This is a genomic window from Saprospiraceae bacterium (assembly GCA_016713025.1).
Classification (GTDB): Bacteria; Bacteroidota; Bacteroidia; order Chitinophagales; family Saprospiraceae; genus OLB9.
The window spans coordinates 489188-510353 of the sequence record JADJPZ010000002.1; the positions used below are offsets into that span (position 1 = coordinate 489188).

Genomic DNA, 21166 nt, shown 5'->3' on the forward strand with positions numbered 1-21166 from the left:
ATTTATCATGGACAGAAAATATTTTGTAAAAAATATAAATCATAATATATTGTAAATTAAATACTTATGATTATAAAAGTTCGCATTCAATTTTCTGTTTGGCATAACAGTTCTGGTCTGAAGGAGACATAAAGAATTTTAGTGCGATTGAATGAAAAAATGAGATACGCACTTTTCTTCCTTTTCATTTCTGAAAAATTATAAACGTACATTTAAAAAAATCTTTAAAAATTAGTGACCTTTGCACCCTTATGCAAGAAGTAGGATATTCATATCTAGACGAACTCAATGATATACAACGCCAGGCAGCGTCATGTATGGAAGGACCCGTGATGGTCATTGCTGGTCCAGGGTCCGGCAAAACTCGTGTACTCACCTATAGGATAGCGCATATGATTCATTCAGGTGTCGCTCCGGGACAGATATTGGCACTCACTTTTACCAATAAGGCAGCCAGGGAGATGAAAGACCGTATAGAGCGTGTCGTTGGCCCTAAGGCACAGAGAGTCTGGGCAGGAACTTTTCACTCGCTTTTTGCGCGTATCTTGAGGGTAGAAGCACATCGTATCGGATATCCCAATGACTTCACCATCTATGATACAGATGATACTAAAAGTGTGATCACAGAGATCATCAATCAAATGAATCTCGACAAAAAAGTCTATGCTCCCGGAATAGTCCGCGGACGTATCTCAGCTGCCAAAAGTAATCTCATCACGCCCAAGGCATATGTAGCTAATGACGAACTCATGTCTTATGACAGGATGAACAGAAGACCACTGATCCATGTGATATACGAAAAGTACGCTGCAAGATGCCTGCGTGCCGGAGCGATGGATTTTGATGATTTACTGCTGCAAATGTTCAGATTGCTGTATCAGAATCCTGACAATATCCGCGAGAAATATCAACGTCAGTTTCAATACCTGATGGTGGATGAGTTTCAGGATACCAACTACCTCCAGTACGAAATACTCAAATTGCTTTCGGTATATCCGGGAAGCCGAAATAATATCTGTATCGTAGGAGATGACGCACAAAGCATTTACTCATTCAGAGGTGCCACTATAGAAAATATCCTGCAGTTTGAAAATGACTTTCCCGATCTACGCACTTTTAAGTTGGAGCAAAATTACAGATCGACCCAATTTATAGTAGAAGCTGCCAATGAAGTGATCAACAACAACAAACGCCAGATTCAAAAAAAAATTTGGACAGATCGCATCGAAGGCCACAAAATCAAAGTCATCAAAACAATGACGGAGACAGAAGAAGGAAAACGCGTAGCGGATACTATCATCGAACAAAAAAACCGGTTTAATCTGGCCAATAAAGATTTTGCCATCCTGTACCGTACCAACGGGCAGTCAAGAATTTTTGAAGAGCAACTCAGAAGATACAACATCGCTTACAGAGTATATGGTGGATTGTCCTTCTATTCCCGCAAAGAGATCAAGGATCTGATAGCCTACATGCGCATCACCATCAATGATAAAGATGATGAAGCTCTCAAAAGGGCGATCAACTACCCCAGACGTGGCATAGGAGACAGCACTGTAGATCAGATATCACAACTCGCTGAAGACAACGATATGAGTATGTGGGAAGTTCTTACCAAAATTGAATTTAACAATCGTTCCCGTAAAAGTTTAGGTGAATTTGTACAGTTGATCCATGCATTCAAAACCAAAGTAGCAAAATCCAATGCTTATGAAATAGCAGACTACATCTACCGAAACAGTGGTATAGAAAAGCTTCTGAAAGACGATAAATCGCCGGAAGGACTCGGACGGGTAGAGAATATAGTTTCACTTCTGGATGGTATTCAGGAGTTTGTGCAAGATGACGAGTTGGCAGCAGGTGAAGAAGGTTCTACTGACAGAAGCCTTTCGGCGTATCTTCAGACCATCTCTCTGATGACAGATCAGGATCAGAAAGAAGAAAATCCCGACAATGTCACCCTGATGTCTGTGCACTCAGCCAAAGGCCTTGAATTCAAATCAATATTTGTGGTCGGCTTGGAAGAAAACCTGTTTCCCAGCTACATGGCACTGGTGGATAGTAACGATGTCGATGAAGAACGTCGGCTGTTTTATGTAGCCATAACACGTGCTGAAGAACATCTTTGTCTCACGTATGCCAACAGCCGGTACCAATATGGCCAGATGCGATACAACGACCCAAGCCGCTTTCTCGAGGAGATTTCTGACAGCAACCTTGATTCTATCATATCCATTACAAAAAAACCGGAATTCCCTGAGCCAAAGATACTTGGCAATTTCAAACCATTGGGATCCAAAAAACCCATGCTTTCCATCAATCCTGATGACTTTGTGGCTGCCAATCCTAACGACATCAAGCCAGGTATGGAAGTCATCCACCTTAAATTCGGACAAGGCAAGGTACTTTCTGTGGATGACCGGCTTGTAGCGACCATCATTTTTGATGGATTGAGCGATACACCGGAGAAACGTATCATGCTCCAATTTGCCAAGCTGCAGATAGTGGAGTAATTGATCTAAGCCAACAAGCAAGAAGTTTTTCCTGTCAGTCCACCCAAACTAAGTGTAGTAAATATTTTTTGATGGATATGTGAACTGCAATGTAGGAATTTAGCCAAATTCATATTATGGTTAAATCTACCATAATCCATTTCACGACATTATATCCCGATCTGTCGGAATGAACTTTGAGTACTTGGACTTTTATCTTTACTTTGTTGGTAAATAGTATTGCCATGAAGAAGTATTTTATGTATGCTGGAATTTTAGCAGTCATAGTGTTTTTGTTTTTTCTCGGAAACTATGCAACTTCTCAGTGGGAAGAAAATGTAAAGTACCGGAACAAATTGGGTTTAGGTTCAGTAAATCCCGGAGATCTGTATGTAGTCCAGGATTCTCTATTAAAAAAGTCATTCTTTAAAATTATTGGCATAACAACCAACTCGTCTTATTGTATTGCATACGGAAAAGATACAGGTATTTTACCATCTGATTTAAGCCAATCGACTATTTTGCTAAAAAAAGGCTTACTGATAGATGAGCATAAAAACCGGGTAGCAGAGGTACTGGAAAATCAAGATAACTTCAATGATAAACTTGATTTTTTATCTAAAAATGAAATAGACTTCATATTTTCAAGTAATACGATACATGGCTACGATAATGGTCAACCTGAAATGGACTTTATTTACAAATTAAATCTGCAATATTACTTTGGAGGTCCTTTATTACTGATAGTTTTATTATTGAGTTTATTCATCATATTTTACCTTTTTGACATACTGACAAAGACCTTTATATCAGCAAAAAAGTATACAATTCTTCGGCTTTCTCTTATCATTTTTGTGATTATGATTTATGCGTTTTTAAATGGAAATTTCATGCTGTATTCTTCTTTTTATGATGAGTCTTGGATAGGATATGTTTATGTCTTTTTAAGTCACGTTTTGGTGTTTTTAGCATTTCAAAATATCTCCGGAAGAGTTGATAGAATGCCATTTGAAGAAAAAGAAATTACAAAGTTTTTTAGCATCATTGTATTAGGAATAGGATTCGAGTTTATTTTCAGGATTTGTTTTGATTACTTACTACTTAATGCTCAAAACCAAGGAAGATATGACGTTACTTCCATGTTTCCAGTATTTCTGGTAGTTTCTTTTAAGTTTTGGGTTTTAATAGCTTCTGCCAATTTTTTCAATAATCTGGTCAAATACATTTCTTCCCTTCGTCGCAAATCCAGACAATTACAATCCGTCACTACAGAAGCCGGGATATCCGCTGAGGCACTGCAACAATCAGAAGCCTATGTCAACACTCATTTTTTATACAATTCCCTTCATGCCATCGCAGCATTGGCACCCGTATCACCTGAAAAAACCGAAACACTCGCCCTCTCTCTGGCCAAATACTACAGATATACCACCAATAGAAATGATGAAACTTGGATTACCATCAAGGAAGAAATAGAAGCACTAACAGCATATCTTGAAGTAGAAAAGACCAGAATGGGCGAAAAACTAAGTTACTCTTTTGATATATCGGAAGATGCAGGGAATATCCAAATACCTAAATTTCTGATGCAACCATTGGTGGAAAATGCCCTAAAATATGGGTATAATTCAAATACAAATCTTACAAAAATCACTATAAATGCCATCACAATTGATGACAAAACGCTTAAATTAATGGTCTGTGATAGTGGCAAACCTTTTGGAGATAGTATGGAAATCGGTACAGGCATCAGGAATGTAAAAGATCAGTTGAAACGTTTTTATCCTGATAGGCACAGCATAAGTTTCATCAATGAGCCCAGGAAGTGTGTGGAGATAGTATTAACCAATAAAAATGAGAAAGTATGAAAAAGGTCTATATCTATAGTTTTGTATTACTTTGTGGCATTATATCGTTAGTCTCTTGGGAATTATACAAATTAAATTTTAGAAAAGATTATCATTATTATCTAAGTGATTGGAGTTACGAAAATGCTGAGCCAAATGATATAGGTATTTTAGTTGACAGTAATTATCAAATTACTTACTTAATAGTAATAGGCCATACCCAAAATCATCAATTATGTATTAGATATGGTACAGATCCAAAGGTAATCGATCCATCAAACTTGGTTAAAAAAAGATTTACAAAAGAAGGAGTAGAAATTCATACATCAGAACTTTGGGTGTCCGAGCTATATGATAATAAAAATATTTGGAGTCAAGGTCTGTCTATCATTTCTCAATCAAAGATACTAGAACTGAACGAAAAAAACAAAAGCTTTTTCTACAAAAGGCTCATTACTAGAGATTATACTCCAAAAAATATGATTATTATTTCATCCAGACTAATTACTTTATTAGGAATGTATATCATTATTTTTTTGGTTAATTTATCTTATGAAAAATTAAATATAAATTATTCAAGATTAAGTAATGTCATTATATTAAGTATCTTGGCTTTTGCTGCGGTTAGTTTAGCGTCATTATTCGGTGGAAGCTCGAGCAGTTTTTTGTTTAAAATTTTATTTGTCAAAAATATATTTACATTTTATGGTTTATGGTTCGTAATAAAATGGACCAATAAAAAATGGGTAAAACTTGACTTCTGGAAAAGAGAACTCGTAAAAATTTTTATTATTGCAGTCTTTGGTTTAATTGTAGAATATATTGGTGGGCATTTAACAAATTATGTTTTTTTTAATTTTACTGAGGGTAGCAAGGATATTAGGTTTTCGATATTTTCAGATATTTTAGGATGGTACCCATTGTGGATTTACTTCGCCTTAGCAAACTTCTTAGCCAATCTGACATTTTATATTTTTAAATTAAGAAAAGAAGAAAAGGAATTTATAACCCGACAATCAGAAAAACTTGAAGTAGGTACTACCATAGCTTCCATCCAATCCCGCATCAATCCACATTTTTTGTACAATTCACTCAACAGTGTAGCGTCTCTTGCGCGTACAGAACCACTTAAAACAGAACAAATGGTCAATGAATTAGCCAGGTTTTACAAAGAGTATGCTGACAAAAGCAGCACCGCAACAATCCCTTTGCGAGAAGAACTGGAGATATTAAAGTCATACATCAATATAGAAAAAATCAGGTTTGGAGACAGGCTTGATGTCAGGTTTTCAGTACAAAATGAAGCATTGGAAGTTGAGATTCCGGCATTTACCCTACAACCGTTGGTAGAAAACGCTATCAAGTATGGATTTAATCAAAATACAGAGATGATAGATATTATTATTAAAATAACTAAAACAGAATTCGAAACGAAAATCATAGTAATGGACTATGGTGTACCTTTCAGTGAGCAGATGGAGTCCGGTTTTGGTATCGCATCCGTCAGGAAAAAATTGAAATGGCTCATGCCTGATCAACATGAATTGAATTTTGTAAACGGTGCAGAAAAATATGTGGAGATTGTATTAAAATCGAAAAAAACATGAAAAAAGCAACCTTATATTACATCTTTATATTTGCTGGTATATTTTTATACACATATTATATTTTTTCATCTTCAAGTGATAAATGGGATAGCTTTGGGTATAGATATTCTTACAAAAATAACTTGAAAGTAAAAGGTGAAAGCATCTTTTGCATACTGACCATCAATAATAAACCGGTGAAATTTTTTAAAATAGAAGGATGGACTTCATCAGATGAGTTGGCTGTGAGATTTGGAAAAAATATCAGAAAGATCCCAAGGTCTTATTATAATGCGATAAATAAATCAAAAGGCAAAACCACTTATTGGCTACGAGATTTGGTCAATGACGATAGCCAATTTGATGATAAGATCACAATATATAGCCTGGCAGATCAGGATTCGCTAAGGAATGTCTATCAAATCCACACTTTCTCCAAAACTCAATATCACAAGCTGATATCATTGATGGATCCGGATGCACCACTCACCTTTACAGTTCTCACATTTCTGGCATATCTAATCATATCATTTTATAGATACCTGACTTCGCTAAAGATACTAAAGACAACATTTCAAACCAAAGCATTTGTATTTATAATTTTCATTGTCGCATTTTTATTTATTATTTCACCATTTGTTATCGCTTTTGAAATGGGAATGCACATGGTCAGTGGAAGCCATTCATTTACTACCATTCCATCATTGTTTTTCGTTTTTGTTTTGGTGTTTTTGATTTTTCAATATTTCAAAAATATGATCAAAACAGACGATTTTGCAGAGAGACAATGGATTATCATGGCACTACTTTTGACATTAAGTTTTAGTATAGAGTTTTTAATAAAATCTTTTGTAAATGATGTTTTTACAAACAATAGTCAATATACTCCTATGCATTCGTCATCTTTCTGGATAACCTCGATGTCTCAAAGGCTGTGGTTCATATTTATTATTGCCAAATTTATTAGTAACCTTACTATATATTTATATTCATTGCGGCGAAAGTCAAGGCTGCTAAAATCCACTCTTGATGAAGCTGAAAAGTCACTAAATACATTGCATGATGCCCGATTAGAGATCAATCATCATTTTTTATTCAATTCACTCCACGCTTTAGCAGGCATTACCAGCGTACATCCTGAAAAAACTGAGAAATTTGCACTCTCGCTGGCAACTTACTACAGATATATCACCAATAAAGAGAACAAACATTGGGCTACTGTTGAAGATGAAATGGCGGCTGTAAATGCATATATGGATGTTGAAAAAATCAGATACAGTGGTAAGTTGGTTTTTGATGCAAATATTTCTACTTATGTTGACAATGAAAAACTACCTCGATTCATATTGCCACCTATTTTAGAGTTTGCTATTAAACATGGTTACAATGCATCAAAAGATCTGACAGAAATAAAATTGACTATCACAAAAGTGGGCGACACTTTATCTATAAAGGTTTTTGATACCGGTCAACAATATGACCAGAACATACTTTCTGATAGTGAACTAACTCAAATCAGGAAAATCTTGCAAGAATTGTATGGAAATATGTTTACTATGAATTTTTCAAATGACCCCAAAAAACAATTAGAAATCACTTTAAAGACAATACAATAATGAACAAAACATACATTTTTATCACCATCATTTTACTCTTAGGCGGATACATTTATTATGACTCCTTACCTCAAAAAGAATTATATAAAGAACACGGATACGCGCTGAAATTATTTAAACATGCCAAAAAAGGTGACTTGGTAATCCTGAAAGAAAAGAATAAGATAAAAACTGTGGTTACGGCATTTAGGGTAGTTGGTTCATCAGCAAATAAAGGTTTGGTTGTCCAGTATACAAAAAAGGTAAACAATCTTTGGTCTTTTTTCACTCTTTGAAAATTCATTAGATGAAAGAATGGGTCTGGGTTCTGATGTCATAAAAAAATTTGTACATAACAGTAACCATTTCAATTTGGATACATCCTATGTCTCAAAAGCTGAAATGGAAAATTTAAAGGAAAAATATTATTTATCAACCTATGGCCCGGTGGTGAAAAAAGAACCTCAAAAAACAACCAAATTTCCAGCAAATATTTGGTACATTTTCATGTTTACTATAGGCATTATATTGACAAAATGGTGTAATGAGTATATCAAAACAGAAATGGTGATAGATCGCGATATCATCATTTATATAGTCCTTATTGTAACAGCAGGATTTTTTGCGGGGAAACATAGTGAAGAGCTACCTTTTTCGTTTAGGTTCAATCTATTTTTCATAAAGAATTTAATTATATTTTTTGCAATATATTTTATCCTTGACAAGGTTAAAAAGAAATATCTGGGCTTAGAATCAGTCGAATATGTATTAATATCCCTAACAGTAATCCTTGGGGTTGGGTGTTTTGGAGAGTACTTCGGTGGAAAATTGATAGCAACTATGCAAATAGTAAAAACCGGATTGGGCAGATCTCTTTTTTAAATCATTACCAAACAATTACTCTTAAGGGATATTTAATTTCACCATTTATATTCGTTCCCTGGTGGTTTTACTTCGGCGCTGCTTATTTTATAAGCCACCTTTTTGAACTGGTTTTGTTTACAAAAAATGATAAATTTTAGCTTGATTAAATAATAAATTTGTGTTAAACAAATATCACAATACCCATAATAAAAAACATCATTAATATATTCACAAAAAAATTTATCATGCAATACCTTTTTAATTCCTTAATCTTATTTTTGATCTCAATAAATTTGCAAAGCCAAAACCCTCAATATATAAGCCTGGTTAAAGCCGCAGACTCCCTCTATAATGCTAAAGACTATCTACGATCTGCACAAAAATATTCAGAAGCATTCAAAGCCATTGGCTGGAAAGGTACGTCAAATGACAGATACAATGCCGCTTGTTCCTGGGCATTGGCAGGTGTGCCCGATAGTGCATTTTTTCAATTGGACAGGATTGCGACCAAATCCAATTATACCAATTTGGCACACATCACCAACGATGCAGATCTCCAAGCACTCCACAGTGACAAAAGATGGGCTACATTACTTGCCATCATCAAAGACAACAAGGAAAAAGAAGAAGTCGGTCTGGACAAGACCTTGGTGGCTATACTGGATACCGTGTACACGGAGGATCAGAAATACAGACAACAAATAGATCAGATAGAAAAAAAGTATGGCTGGCAGTCACCTGAAATGCAAAACCATTGGAAGACAATCCATGAAAAGGACTCGATCAACCTGATCAAAGTCTGTAATATACTGGACAAACATGGCTGGCTCGGTCCGGATGTAGTCGGAAGACAGGGTAGCTCTGCTTTGTTTTTAGTGATACAGCATGCAGATCTGCCCGTTCAGGAAAAGTACTTGCCTATGATGCGGGAAGCAGTGAAAAACAATAAAGCACAGGGCAGCAATCTGGCTTTGTTGGAAGACCGTGTAGCATTGAGACAAGGAAAACGGCAGATTTATGGCAGTCAGGTGGGAAGAGATAATGAATCCGGGCAGCACTATGTGTTACCTTTAGAAGACCCTGAAAATGTGGATCAGCGTCGCGCTTCAGTAGGCTTACCACCCTTAGCAGATTATGTCAGCAACTGGCAAATACAATGGGATCCTGCGCAATACAAAAAAGATCTACCGGCGATAGAGGCTAAGCAGAAAAAATAATATACATTTATTTGTTTATTAAAAAATACAAAAAGTATAATTGTTAATCATGATTAACAATTATACTTTTTGAATATCTAAATAAAATGATGCTCACAATAGCAATTAACTATTTATGCTAAGTAGTGTTTGCTGAATATATTATATGTTGCTGAATTTCAATATTTTATTCAATTATATTTTTATACAAGTGCAAGGTTTTTTGATGTATAATGAGTAAAACCTTTGCACTTTGATTTAACATTGTCCTATGCGGACGGCAGTCACTTTTTTGCATCTTTTGCTCTCACATATTCCTTTGGAATGCTTACCCAGAAGTCGAGTAGGCAAGCGGGAGTTTCACCCGCAAGCCTCTCACGGAACCGTGCTTGAAGATCTCCCTTCACACGGCTCTTGATGCGGTTAAAACCTTTTCAACAATACCCTTTTGACCAATGATAGAAAAGCTCTGGCTTTTCTTTTCTTATCATTTCATACATGTTCAACGCTTCTTTTGACCCTGTTTTATACTTCTTTCTAATCCACTTCAATATCCGTTTATTAAAATTATAAAAGCAGGTGTTTAGTCCACGTTTTGTGAAGAGACCATAATAATTTGTCCATCCAATCAATTTGCTATTTATTCTTGCTGCAATGTCCTGTATTTCTAAATCAGTATGTTTCATCGCTTTATTAATTCGAAACTCTTCCATTATTTTTTTTCTTACTGCTTTTGCTGATGTCTCCTAAGAATCCTAACAAGATTTGTTTGTCTTTCATTATCATCTTGGAAGGTTTAAAGCTAAAGCCCAGAAAATCAAATGTTACATGTTCATGGTTTGCTTTCCGTCGATAATCTTTGCAATAGGCTATCTTTGTTTTGCTTTCTTTGATGCTTAGTTTCACTTCTCCGAGACGTTGCTTGATTTGTGTAAGTATATGTTGTGCTTGTCGTTCACTTTTACAGTGGACTACTACATCATCCGCATATCTTACAAATCTTACATCAGGATGGTTTTGTCAAACCATTTATCTAATGTAAAGTGCAGATATAAGTTTGCTAATAAAGGGCTTATAACTCCGCCTTGTGGAGTGCCTTTGCCTTCCTTATTCCTTATACTTCCATCTTTGTCTTGGATTGGCATTTCTAACCATCTTTTAACATACATCAATACCCATTTCTCAGGCATAACATGTGCTACTGCCTTTAGCATGATTTCATGGTCTATCTCATCGAAGAATTTACTGATATCCATGTCTATCACCCAATCATATTGATAGCAATTCTTAATTACTGTTTGTAATGCTTGATGTGCGCTCTTTAATGGGCGATAACCATAACTATCTTGGTGAAAAATTCCATCTATGCGACTTTCCATATATTCCTTCACTACTTGTTGACTGATTCTGTCTCGTATTGTAGGAATACCCAACTTGCGCTTCGTTCCGTCTTTCTTTGGGATTTCTACTTCTCTAACTGCACTTGGATGGTAGCTTCCTGAAGCCAGTCGGCTCCATATACTATGGAGATTACTACTTAACTTCTTTTCGAATGCCTTCCAAGTTTCTTCATCTACTCCAACGGCTTTCCCGCCCTTACGCAGCTTTAAATATGCCTGCGTAACCCACTGACGTTCGATTGGTATGCTTTGGTTTACTCTTACTTCCATTTCAATCTTCCTCCTCTACGGAGTTGTTTAATGTTAAATAATATCCACATCCTAAGCCCTTCGCTATTACCAACTTTCATTGGCCTTTAAAGCACTACTATGACTTAGTCCGACTACCACATAACGCATCTTCCGCGCTACCAAATGTGGTTCTCCCAAGTTTTATATTGAAGCCCAATATACATTCATGTCGTCTTTACACCGATGGATACATTGCCAGTAATTAGGCGTCCGCAATGCTTATCTCTGAGTCCTTTTTACAACCCGATTTTATCCATATCTCTGTTTTTTCGATGTTTCATCAACGATTCATTCGCATTCATCTCTATATATCATACCTGACGTTTTAATACGCCTTTTCTCTTAACGCTTACTACATTTCAATTACTCGATTTGCAGAAAAGAGCGGTTTGACAAGTTACCCTAAAATCCCTTGCCGATACTTCGCAACATGGTCACTCATGTTGTTGTATCATCTTCAATATAACATGGTAGGCTTTCACCAACCTACCTTCATGGCACACAAAAAGTAACCAAAAAACGCTAGTTCAAAAAAGGCGATTGCGAAGCAACGTTCTCTCTCATGTCAAAATGCTTTTTCTATTTCCTTGATTATCTGTCCTTTACATCAAATATTTATCATTGGCAATAGACGCACTTTTTCTGCCCATCCGCTAGCGGTTCACTTCGTCAAAGGCTTACCCGCCTTTGGTGCTTTGCACTACACTACGTTCATGTTCACTATCGCTTGTTTTTGAACAATTAACCACACCAATAGCTTTATAAAAATTGAGGGATGCTACTTTTTCAGCAGACCCTAAGTATCAAAAACCTTACCTTTTTGTCTTCAATAATCCCAGCATCCACAACGGCAAAACCCCCTTGGCTCCTTTACTTATGCCTTCCTTTACGAGTATACCATTTGGCATACCACTGAGCTGATGAAAAGTCTTATGGGCACCGCCAACCTCGATGACATATTTTTCATCGATCATAAAATCTCCCTTCAATGGTGTAGAAACATGGCCTGACTTACTCAAAGTATTCATCACAAAAGTCTCTCTTATGGTGCCACTATTTACAGTTGCTACATCAAAAGCATAAAGAAGATTTGTATTTTCAAGGTATATTTTATCAGGTTTAGTCAGTGCACTATCGGACTTTACCGTAGATTTTAATCCGTAAATGATGTCTGCTTCTGACAGATAATCAAGGTACGTCAGTACACTATTGCGCGACATGCTGAGATCTCTTGAGAGCTTGGATACATTAGGGCTGAAAGGTACAATCCCGGCTATGAGTGCCAGCATTTTTTTGATTTGACGCGCTGACTCATAGTCGATTTTGAATATAGCCGCCATGTCAGAATCGATCACTTGCAGGATGACGGATTGTAACCGATCATGATATTTATTTCCTGATTCTTTATAATATGGATAATATCCTTTTTTGAGATAGGTATTAAATTTTCTGTTTAAGTCCAGTCTTTCATAATATTCGTCATAGATTTCAGTATGGTTTTTTAGTAATTCTTCCATAGAAAAATTCGGTAATTCTTCCTTGTACTCAAATGTTATAAATTCACTAAAAGACAAGCCTCTCATTCTGTATTCATCCATTCGCCTGCTAAGATCACCTTGTCCGGCCATGATGTCCAGTGCTGACGATGAAGTGATGACAAGCGTTGCATCTGAGTAATTGTCATAAATATTTTTAATTTCGATAGACCAATTTGGATATTTATGTACTTCGTCCAATCCAAAGAGCCGGTATCCTTTGTTGTACAATGCGTCTACCGTTTCTGATAATGAATTTGATAGAAAAAATATATTATCCAATGATAAATAGGCACTTATATCACTCGATGATTTTAAATGTTGCAACATCATGTAGGTCTTACCTACTCCACGGCATCCTTTCAGCAGGATCAATCTTGACTTCCATTCTATATCCGCATATATTTCACGCAAAAATTCAGTCTCAGTATTGGCTATTCTTCGCTTACTTATTTCCAAAAGATTTTCTAATGCTTCAATGTTCATATTGTTATCTTTTTTTGCATTCTTAATAAACTATTGCAAAGATATGGTTTTTATTGAAACATTATTAACAATTGTTTTTAGTATAATACAAAATGTAATAATGTTAAATAAGATAAACATAATTAATAATTGTTAATCATAAAAAACATATTCATTTTATCCCTTGGGATTAGCATTTTACAAGTAGGTTCTTAGAGTATGCTTACTGTTGACTGCATTGACCAAAATTGGATAATATACTCTAAATAAACTTATTTGCGAAAAATGTCTTAATCAACAATATTGATTTTGAGTATAATGAAGACATAATTTTTTTTCAGATAGAGATATTAATATCATCGTCTTTACTCAAAAAAATTATCGTCGGTATAATCATAATCCTGCAAAAAGACTTCAATCACTTTCCATCATCCAATTCACGCACCTATATCCTGTTTCGTCAGAAAAAATTTGGATACTTGTCTCATAGATCGTTTCTTTGCCTGCATGTACAAAGCCATCATCATAGAAGACGAATATCCGGCCAGACTCCGACTGCAGCACATGTTGAGTCTGCATCAGGATACAATTATGCTTTGTGGTATGGCAGATACAGGAAGAGATGCTATTGCGTTGATTAAATCTCATCATCCTGATATTATATTTCTGGATATTCATTTGCCGGACATGAATGGATTTAAGGTCCTCAGTGCATTGGATTATCATCCTATGGTCATCTTTACCACGGCGTATGCAGAATATGCTATTCAGGCTTTCGACGTATTTTCCGTAGATTATTTGGTCAAACCATTTGATGAAGATCGTTTCACAAAAGCTATCGAAAAGATAGGTCATTTTGCAAGGCAAACCCATAAGCCGGACTATTTACAGCTGGCAGAATTGTTTTTTAAGGCACAAAATAAACCTAAACAAACCACCATTGCAGTCAAATCAGGACAAAAAATCCTACTGATCGATTTTGAAGACATCACCCACATCAAGGCAGACGACAAATACGTCACGATCTCTCTTGCCGATAATAAAACCTATCTCTGCGAAAAATCGCTGGTCATGCTTTCAGAGGTTTTGCCAGATAATTTTATACGTGTTCACCGATCCTATATCATCAACAAGACGTGGATAGCCGAGATCCACCGATATTTCAAAGGAAGACTCATGCTGGTCCTGGATGACAAGGATCGCACGGCAGTGATAACCTCTGACAGTTATACTCAGGATGTCAAAAGTGCTTTAGGAATTTGAATTCAATGTCCTCTAGTTAAGCCACTTTATGAAGTCCTTCCCTTGGATGGGTAAAAACAACCAAAATTCTCTTATCTAAACGGCATTGAATTTGAATTACAAGATCGTCCTTTGATTATTTTATTAAAAACCCTTTAGGCTTTCAAACTACAAATATTACAAAGTAGTGGAGTTAGTTAGATGAATGAAAATTACCAAACATCTCATACTCTTACATACGGTGACTTAACTGCTGACTTTGATGATTTGCCTTTCTAAAGGAATCAAAAATCCACGCCAAAACTCAAAAACAACTTGGGTTTTTGAACTGTTCTGGTTTCAATACCCCAGGCATAGTCGGCTTTTATAAAATAGCCTAGTAATTGAGTACGCAAACCCACCCCATAGCCCATTACCAATGGATCTCTGAAATACTCAAGATCCAATGTGATGAGAGGCGGACTTGAAAGTTGCAACCTGTTGAGAGGATTTTCTGCTCCAAATGGTGAAGGTCCATGCCACGCCAAACCCGCATCAAAAAAGCCGGTAATCTGTAAGTTTTTGAAAAATGAAGCTCCTTTATTATTTCCAAGAATGTACTGCATAAATGGTATGCGCAACTCAGAGTTGGAAAGTAAAAAGGAAGCACCGTTTCTGATATTATTGTTGAAGCCACGCAAGTGAAAAGAATTGACCTTATAAGCAAAACTCCCTTCTTCCCGTATGGGGATGCTATTATCAAATTTTGGTAGAATCCAGTTTTCCACTCCACCTAAAAAGTACAACATCTTTTGAGAACCCAAAGATGTAGCACCTGCGGCTCTCAACGCAAGGACAGACTTCCCAAGCAGTGGAATATAATGTCTGGCATCAAAACCGAATAAAGCAGTAAACCCTCTGGATGCATCAAATTTAAACCCATCGATTACCTGCAAGTCAAACTGATTAATGATCTCGCTGTAAAATTTGTATCTTGTACCATTTTTAATGTTCAGAGCAGCGTCATGAGTGTTGTCATATATGTATTCGACCCTCAGGCTTATTCTTTTTTCGCTGGCTGCAGGCGCTTCAAATGAATTGGTTTCTGTGCTTAGTGCCAGAAATCTGTCAAGCCTTAGAGTTGAAGTAGCTCTGACACTCCTGTAGATGTCAAATGGATATCTCATCTGGAACATACCTAAAAGAGCCGTTTTTTTAGACCTTGACAGGAATGATTGATTAGCATCAGGTTCTGAATTGTAAGTATTTGATTTTCTATACAATGCAATTTTTTTGTCAATAAGGGATTTTTTATTATCAAAAACAAGAAAATACTCTGATCCATTTAAGCTTGTAGGAATCCTTACCCCACCTTCAATATTGTAGTCTTCAAACAAATCCCTGATGTTGGCCTTAAGTAAAAGTCCCATAGGTGTGGTAAGCAATTGCTGTCTGTCTCCTGTATAACTTTCCAGACCTTCAAACAAAATATCATTGTCCAGTTTTGTGGTAATATTACTCAGTCCGAATTTATTATTTGCGGCAATGGCTCTGTTGTTATTAAACGGCTCGACCTGCTTAATTTCGGAAGGATTATTGATAGAAAGACGAAAATTATTGCCACTGGTTTCAGCATCCGCTTGTTTGATTTTTATCGGCTCCAATTCCACAGGGTCGGCATATTTTGTCTGAAATTTGTATTCGTCAGGGATACTAGTATCTTTAGAAATAGGTTCATCGATCAGTGGAATAAAAGCTTTTTGACTTTCTGTTCCGGAAACAGCCGACTGTGTAGTGTGTGGTACGACTGATGCTAAAAAATCTGTTTTTTCTTTATAAAACTTATACATACCATCTTTATAATATGTAGTGATGTATACTCCTGAGCCTGCAACGGCATGGTGCCTGATAAGATTTCTGTCCAGATCGCTGAAAGCATATGTTTGATTATTTTTCAGATCCAGAATATATGAGTTTATCATTCCTGAAGCATCACCGGTAAAGACCAGTTTGCCATCGCCGGCAGGGAAAGGGAATCTTTCATTGATCCATGATGTGGCAGTGAGTCGCTGTAATTCTTTTGAACCATCAGGCAGAAAAAAAATGTCAAACTTATCTAATGGTAGTATAGTATCGAGTCGTACAGATTCGATATCCTGATTTTTACGGTTAGATGAAAAAAGGATACCTTTTTTACCATCGATTGTAGTGTACAGTGCATCCAGATCGTCATAATAATCGTTTGTAATTTTTTCAAAATTGCGATTTTTTGACTTATAGAGTACCAGATCTGAGAATCCGTCAAGGCTGGCCGACATAATATAATCCAGATCATTTAAGTAACTGATGCTGTATATTCTTTGAAAATCCGTAGGGATGATTTGTTCCATTTTTTCACCTGAATCAAGCCTGTATTTGACCAATTTGATCACATCTCGGTGTTCATAAGCAAAAGTAATTTCGGGTTTTGAAGGATGCCAGGCAAGTAGAGGATAATTATAATCTGTCTCCTGAAATACATTTTTGTATCCATATTTGAAAATGATCTTCTCTTCACCTGACTTTATATCTCTTACTACAATTTTGAATTTTCCCTGATCATTGTGCGCGTAGAGCAATTCATCACCTTTTGGATTGAGCACTATACTGGAAATGGGGCTATACTTTTTATTTCCAAGTTTTACTTCTGCAGATTTTGATTTTGGAATAAATTTTTCTTTTTCAGAATTGAAGTATTGAGTATAATACTTTGACCATTCTTTCTTTAATTCCGGAAGACTTACATTCAATATGTATTCGAAACTATTTTCGGTACCTCTGCTTATCTTAGTAAGGTAGAGTAGGTTTGAAATGGCAGACTTTCCATAGTTCTGGTCAATATAGAACCAAAATGAATGACCGGCAACTCTGGGAAATGCCTCTTCCATCTTAGCAAACTGGTGGTATTTTTTATTCCTTTTCCAGATATCGCGGAGTTCATCTTCTATATAATAATTCCAGTTGGATGCGGCATATGCTACGATACCTTGTTTGTACCATTCAGGTATATTCAGAAGGAGTGCATTTTGGATGACTTCCTGAATATTGGTTCCAAAAAGCATATTATTAAGGTAAACTGTCGCAATACCTTCCCGGATTTTCTTTCGCAGATTGTGATGATTTCCATCAAAATAGACAAACATTTTGTTGCCAACAATTTTGGTTTCGCCGGTTTTATTGACAAATGTCTCTTCAGTACCTATATTACTTTGTTTAAGGTCAGAAACATCAACATATACAATAATTTCGATTTTATCATTCATGCGATGTTCGAGCACTCTTTGAATCTCTTCATGATCCATTTCAGCCATCTGAATGGTCGGATGAGCTATGTTACGCGCTTTTCCATACCAGTAAGTAATAAAATTTTCAGTTTCATATTGCCACCAGTTTTTAAAATCATCATGATATTGCACTCTGTTTTTACCAAACTCAGTATTGATGCTTTGACCGTGAGTGACAAAAGCTGACAATGACAACCAAAATATGAAAACCGTATTTCTCATTGTGATGCAAAGTACAAAAAGAAAGATTAAAAATGGATCAAAAGTTTTAAAATTCTATAGATTTTAACATTCTGTATCAGGATACAGCATTTAATCTCATATTTTTTTATATTTTTGTGGCTTGTTGAGACTGGCGAGTGTAAGACAAATTTCTTTTATTCAGATCCTGTTCTAACATAAAATCAATCTTAGAGTATGAGCAATTTTGTGGTTTCTGCACGTAAATACAGGCCTACTACTTTTGATGAAGTGGTTGGACAGGACCACGTTGCCAAAACACTCAAAAATGCCCTGCAAACGGAGCACCTGGCGCATGCTTTTCTATTTACCGGTCCGCGAGGAGTAGGCAAAACAACATGTGCAAGGATTCTTGCAAAAATTATCAACTGCGAAAACCCCATAAATAAAGTCGAAGCATGTAATCAGTGTTCGTCATGTAAGGCTTTTAATGACAACTCTTCATTTAATATACTTGAGTTGGACGCAGCTTCCAACAATAGCGTAGAAAATATACGGACACTAATCGAACAGGTTCGTTTTCAGCCTCAGAATGGAAAATATAAGGTATTTATCATTGACGAGGTTCATATGTTGTCTTCACAGGCATTCAATGCATTTCTGAAAACCCTTGAAGAACCGCCATCCTATGTGATTTTTATACTTGCCACGACGGAAAAGCACAAAATCATCCCCACTATACTTTCAAGGTGTCAGATATTTGACTTCAAAAGAATTCAACTTTCCGATACGGTAACTCAATTGGAAAAAATAGCTCAGAAAGAAGGTATTACTGCTGAGCTGGAGGCTTTGCATACTATAGCAGTAAAAGCAGATGGTGCGATGAGAGATGCACTCACTATTTTTGACAAAATTTCGAGTTCGACGGATGGCACTATTACCTATAAAGATGTAGTAGCCAACCTGAATTTGCTTGATTATGAATATTACTTCCGTATCACTGATGCCTGTTTGAGAGAAGATATCACCAGTGTACTCCTTACACTCAACGAAATTGTCAAACTGGGATTTGATGCAGAGTATTTTGTAGTGGGTCTTGCAGAGCATTTCAGAGATTTGCTGATAGCTAAAGTTCCAGCTACATTAAATATCCTTGAGGCCAGCGATGACTTGAAACTTAGATATAAAAATCAGGCAGCCTTAGCGACCACCTCCTTTTTGCTGTCCGGGCTTAATATTCTCAACAAGTGCGATGTCGATCTGGTGCGTGCTAAAAATAAAAGACTGCAGGTCGAGCTTGCTTTGAGTAAACTTACCTATCTCAACAGGGCAACAAACATTGAAATTTTCGGAAGTTCCGCCGAATCTCAGGAAAAAAAAACTAAAGTCCTGAACGAGTCCGGTGTCTCGCAACCTGAAAAACCTACTGAGTCATCAGTACAAACTGCTCCGGTACCTGATTTAAGCCCCACTTCAGCAATCAGTACTGAATCTAATCCAGCTTCGCATGACACTCCATTAAATATACAAAAAAGGTCCTCATCTACCCTGACAGGTGGATTAAAAATGACAGATATTGCATCCATAAAAGCATCCATAAAACAGACGGAAGAAGTGCGGTCTGCAGCAAGGAAAACCATCTCTTTGGAGCTTATCAAGGAGATATGGTCAAATTACTCAGAGCACAACCCATCAAAAAGTGTTCAATCAGCGCTCAACTTAGCCATTTTGAATCTGGATGGGAAAACTATTTCTATTAAGGTGCCCACCATCGTTTCTAAAGAAATGATTTTGCAGGAGTCAAACCTTATTGACAAGCTCAGGGAAGATCTTGGAATGACAGACCTGACATTTGAGATAGATGTTGACAAAACCTTGTTTCCGGATTTTGAAGATACCAAACCTGTCCAGTTGTTGACACAGAAAGAAAGGTATATATTGATGCTGGAAAAAAACCAAAGTCTAGGATCACTTACCAAAAAACTGGGTCTAAAATTAGATACCGAAATATAAATAAAGAAGGGATATAGTTTTCAATGCTCTGATAACAAAATTAAGCTGCTACTTTACAAAATCTAAATTATTATAGTTATCTTTATCATACCATGAATCATAATTTGACCTCATACATCTTACCCCAATATTTACCTGTGATAAAAAATGTTTTTGAAGCAGGATTGTAAGCTATTCCATTTAACACTTCGCCGTCCTGATTTTCATTTTTGAGTGCTGAAAGATCGTAGACTGCTATGACTTTGCCAGATTTTGCTTCTAATTTGGCAATCTGATTGGTAGTGTAGATATTGGCGTATATGAATCCATCTACATATTCAAGTTCATTGAGATACTGCACTTCATTGGGTCCTGCAAATACAGATATAATCTTTTCAACAGCAAAAGTTTCCGGATGGACGTAGGTGAGTTTGTTAGAACCATCACTTACTATAAGCGATGTGCCATCATTTGTCAATCCCCAACCTTCGCCCGTGATAGTCCTGAATCCTGCTTTTTTCAGGAGATTTAATTGTTCATCGTATACAAAACAGGTAGATTCCTTCCAAGTGATCTGATAGACTTTATTATTCAGAATAGTAAGGCCTTCGCCAAAATACTCAGGGGCTAGAGGTATCGATTTTATATTTTGTCCAGTTTTATGATTTACTTTTTTTATCGTGGATTCATTGTATTGCCCTGTACTTTCATATAAGACACCATTGGCAAATTCTAATCCCTGAGTATAGGATTTTTTGTCATGTGCTATTTGGGATAATTTGTTAAAGTTTGCTGATGTAGGATTTATATCGGATGTAATAACAAATGGCAGTGAAACTGTTTTAGATTTTTTGCCATCATGTACTGTTATTTCTGCAGTATGATACCCTAAAGGTAGACCACTAGTATTGATAGTATAGCCGAAATTACTTTTTGCATCTGCCTTGTTGCCCGGGTATCTTACTATGACAGAATCCACATCTGAAAGCTTTTCTTCATTGAGCTTGATCATAAGTGGCGCTCCTATCGCTACTTTGGAATTGACATCCGGAGACACAACGATATCAGAATATCTCCATTCTTTCTTTTCCCGTGGATACAATATAGCAATTATTGATATGATAATAGTAGCTATGATAATGTAAATGATGTTTTTGCTGATGGGTTTTTTTGACATAA

The 21166-nt window shown here is 36.3% G+C and carries 12 protein-coding genes and 1 pseudogene; 9 read left to right on the plus strand and 4 right to left on the minus strand.

Annotation, left to right across the window (positions count from 1 at the left end; translation table 11 throughout):
- Positions 1–251: 251 nt before the first annotated feature.
- The 7 genes from IPK35_02260 to IPK35_02290 all read left to right on the plus strand — a co-directional run bounded on the left by IPK35_02260 (position 252) and on the right by IPK35_02290 (position 9601).
- Positions 252–2513 (plus strand): UvrD-helicase domain-containing protein, encoded by a 2262-nt coding sequence (locus tag IPK35_02260; protein MBK8052121.1) that lies wholly within the window; start codon positions 252–254, stop codon positions 2511–2513.
- Between the two features lie 224 nt (positions 2514–2737).
- A complete protein-coding gene (locus IPK35_02265; GenBank protein ID MBK8052122.1) occupies positions 2738–4360 on the plus strand; it encodes a histidine kinase in 1623 nt (540 codons plus the stop codon).
- The gene (locus IPK35_02270) at positions 4357–5946 is read left to right on the plus strand and encodes a histidine kinase (GenBank protein ID MBK8052123.1); all 1590 of its coding nucleotides are present in this window, start codon (positions 4357–4359) and stop codon (positions 5944–5946) included. The genes IPK35_02265 and IPK35_02270 overlap by 4 nt, the downstream gene beginning before the upstream one ends.
- Complete coding sequence (locus IPK35_02275; GenBank protein MBK8052124.1) at positions 5943–7541, plus strand: histidine kinase; 1599 nt, start codon at positions 5943–5945, stop codon at positions 7539–7541. The genes IPK35_02270 and IPK35_02275 overlap by 4 nt, the downstream gene beginning before the upstream one ends.
- Positions 7541–7816 carry a hypothetical protein gene (locus IPK35_02280; GenBank protein ID MBK8052125.1) on the plus strand — a complete coding sequence of 92 codons (276 nt, stop codon included), beginning with the start codon at positions 7541–7543 and terminating at the stop codon, positions 7814–7816. Before IPK35_02275 ends, IPK35_02280 begins: the two co-directional genes overlap by 1 nt.
- A gap of 106 nt (positions 7817–7922) precedes the next feature.
- Positions 7923–8402 carry a hypothetical protein gene (locus tag IPK35_02285; protein MBK8052126.1) on the plus strand — a complete coding sequence of 160 codons (480 nt, stop codon included), beginning with the start codon at positions 7923–7925 and terminating at the stop codon, positions 8400–8402.
- 227 nt (positions 8403–8629) lie between these two features.
- Positions 8630–9601 carry a hypothetical protein gene (locus IPK35_02290; GenBank protein MBK8052127.1) on the plus strand — a complete coding sequence of 324 codons (972 nt, stop codon included), beginning with the start codon at positions 8630–8632 and terminating at the stop codon, positions 9599–9601.
- 413 nt (positions 9602–10014) lie between these two features.
- Here IPK35_02290 and ltrA read toward each other — a convergent pair.
- Together ltrA and IPK35_02300 are read right to left on the minus strand one after the other, a co-directional pair.
- Positions 10015–11250 (minus strand): annotated as a pseudogene (ltrA, locus tag IPK35_02295) (group II intron reverse transcriptase/maturase).
- An 833-nt stretch (positions 11251–12083) separates the two neighbouring features.
- Positions 12084–13292, minus strand: coding sequence for an ATP-binding protein (locus IPK35_02300; GenBank protein MBK8052128.1), 1209 nt, complete (start codon positions 13290–13292; stop codon positions 12084–12086).
- 450 nt (positions 13293–13742) lie between these two features.
- Between IPK35_02300 and IPK35_02305 the strand changes: the two genes are divergently transcribed.
- Positions 13743–14534: a response regulator transcription factor gene (locus IPK35_02305; protein MBK8052129.1), complete on the plus strand. Its 792-nt coding sequence runs from the start codon at positions 13743–13745 to the stop codon at positions 14532–14534.
- Between the two features lie 263 nt (positions 14535–14797).
- On the opposite strand, the gene IPK35_02310 is transcribed toward IPK35_02305, so the two are convergent.
- On the minus strand, positions 14798–18037 hold the full coding sequence (locus tag IPK35_02310; GenBank protein ID MBK8052130.1) for a hypothetical protein: 3240 nt from the start codon (positions 18035–18037) through the stop codon (positions 14798–14800).
- A 195-nt stretch (positions 18038–18232) separates the two neighbouring features.
- Between IPK35_02310 and dnaX the strand changes: the two genes are divergently transcribed.
- A complete protein-coding gene (gene dnaX / locus IPK35_02315) occupies positions 18233–20008 on the plus strand; it encodes a DNA polymerase III subunit gamma/tau (GenBank protein MBK8052131.1) in 1776 nt (591 codons plus the stop codon).
- 97 nt (positions 20009–20105) lie between these two features.
- Here dnaX and IPK35_02320 read toward each other — a convergent pair whose 3' ends face one another.
- On the minus strand, positions 20106–21164 hold the full coding sequence (locus IPK35_02320; protein MBK8052132.1) for a glutaminyl-peptide cyclotransferase: 1059 nt from the start codon (positions 21162–21164) through the stop codon (positions 20106–20108).
- Between the last annotated feature and the right edge of the window lie 2 nt (positions 21165–21166).

Bases quoted from the DNA above. Each gene is read 5' to 3' on its own strand.
- IPK35_02260 (MBK8052121.1), top strand. From the start codon at position 252: ATGCAAGAAGTAGGATATTCATATCTAGACGAACTCAATGATATACAA.
- IPK35_02265 (MBK8052122.1), top strand. From the start codon at position 2,738: ATGAAGAAGTATTTTATGTATGCTGGAATTTTAGCAGTCATAGTGTTT.
- IPK35_02270 (MBK8052123.1), top strand. From the start codon at position 4,357: ATGAAAAAGGTCTATATCTATAGTTTTGTATTACTTTGTGGCATTATA.
- IPK35_02275 (MBK8052124.1), top strand. From the start codon at position 5,943: ATGAAAAAAGCAACCTTATATTACATCTTTATATTTGCTGGTATATTT.
- IPK35_02280 (MBK8052125.1), top strand. From the start codon at position 7,541: ATGAACAAAACATACATTTTTATCACCATCATTTTACTCTTAGGCGGA.
- IPK35_02285 (MBK8052126.1), top strand. From the start codon at position 7,923: ATGGAAAATTTAAAGGAAAAATATTATTTATCAACCTATGGCCCGGTG.
- IPK35_02290 (MBK8052127.1), top strand. From the start codon at position 8,630: ATGCAATACCTTTTTAATTCCTTAATCTTATTTTTGATCTCAATAAAT.
- IPK35_02300 (MBK8052128.1), bottom strand. From the start codon at position 13,292: ATGAACATTGAAGCATTAGAAAATCTTTTGGAAATAAGTAAGCGAAGA.
- IPK35_02310 (MBK8052130.1), bottom strand. From the start codon at position 18,037: ATGAGAAATACGGTTTTCATATTTTGGTTGTCATTGTCAGCTTTTGTC.
- dnaX (MBK8052131.1), top strand. From the start codon at position 18,233: ATGAGCAATTTTGTGGTTTCTGCACGTAAATACAGGCCTACTACTTTT.
- IPK35_02320 (MBK8052132.1), bottom strand. From the start codon at position 21,164: ATGTCAAAAAAACCCATCAGCAAAAACATCATTTACATTATCATAGCT.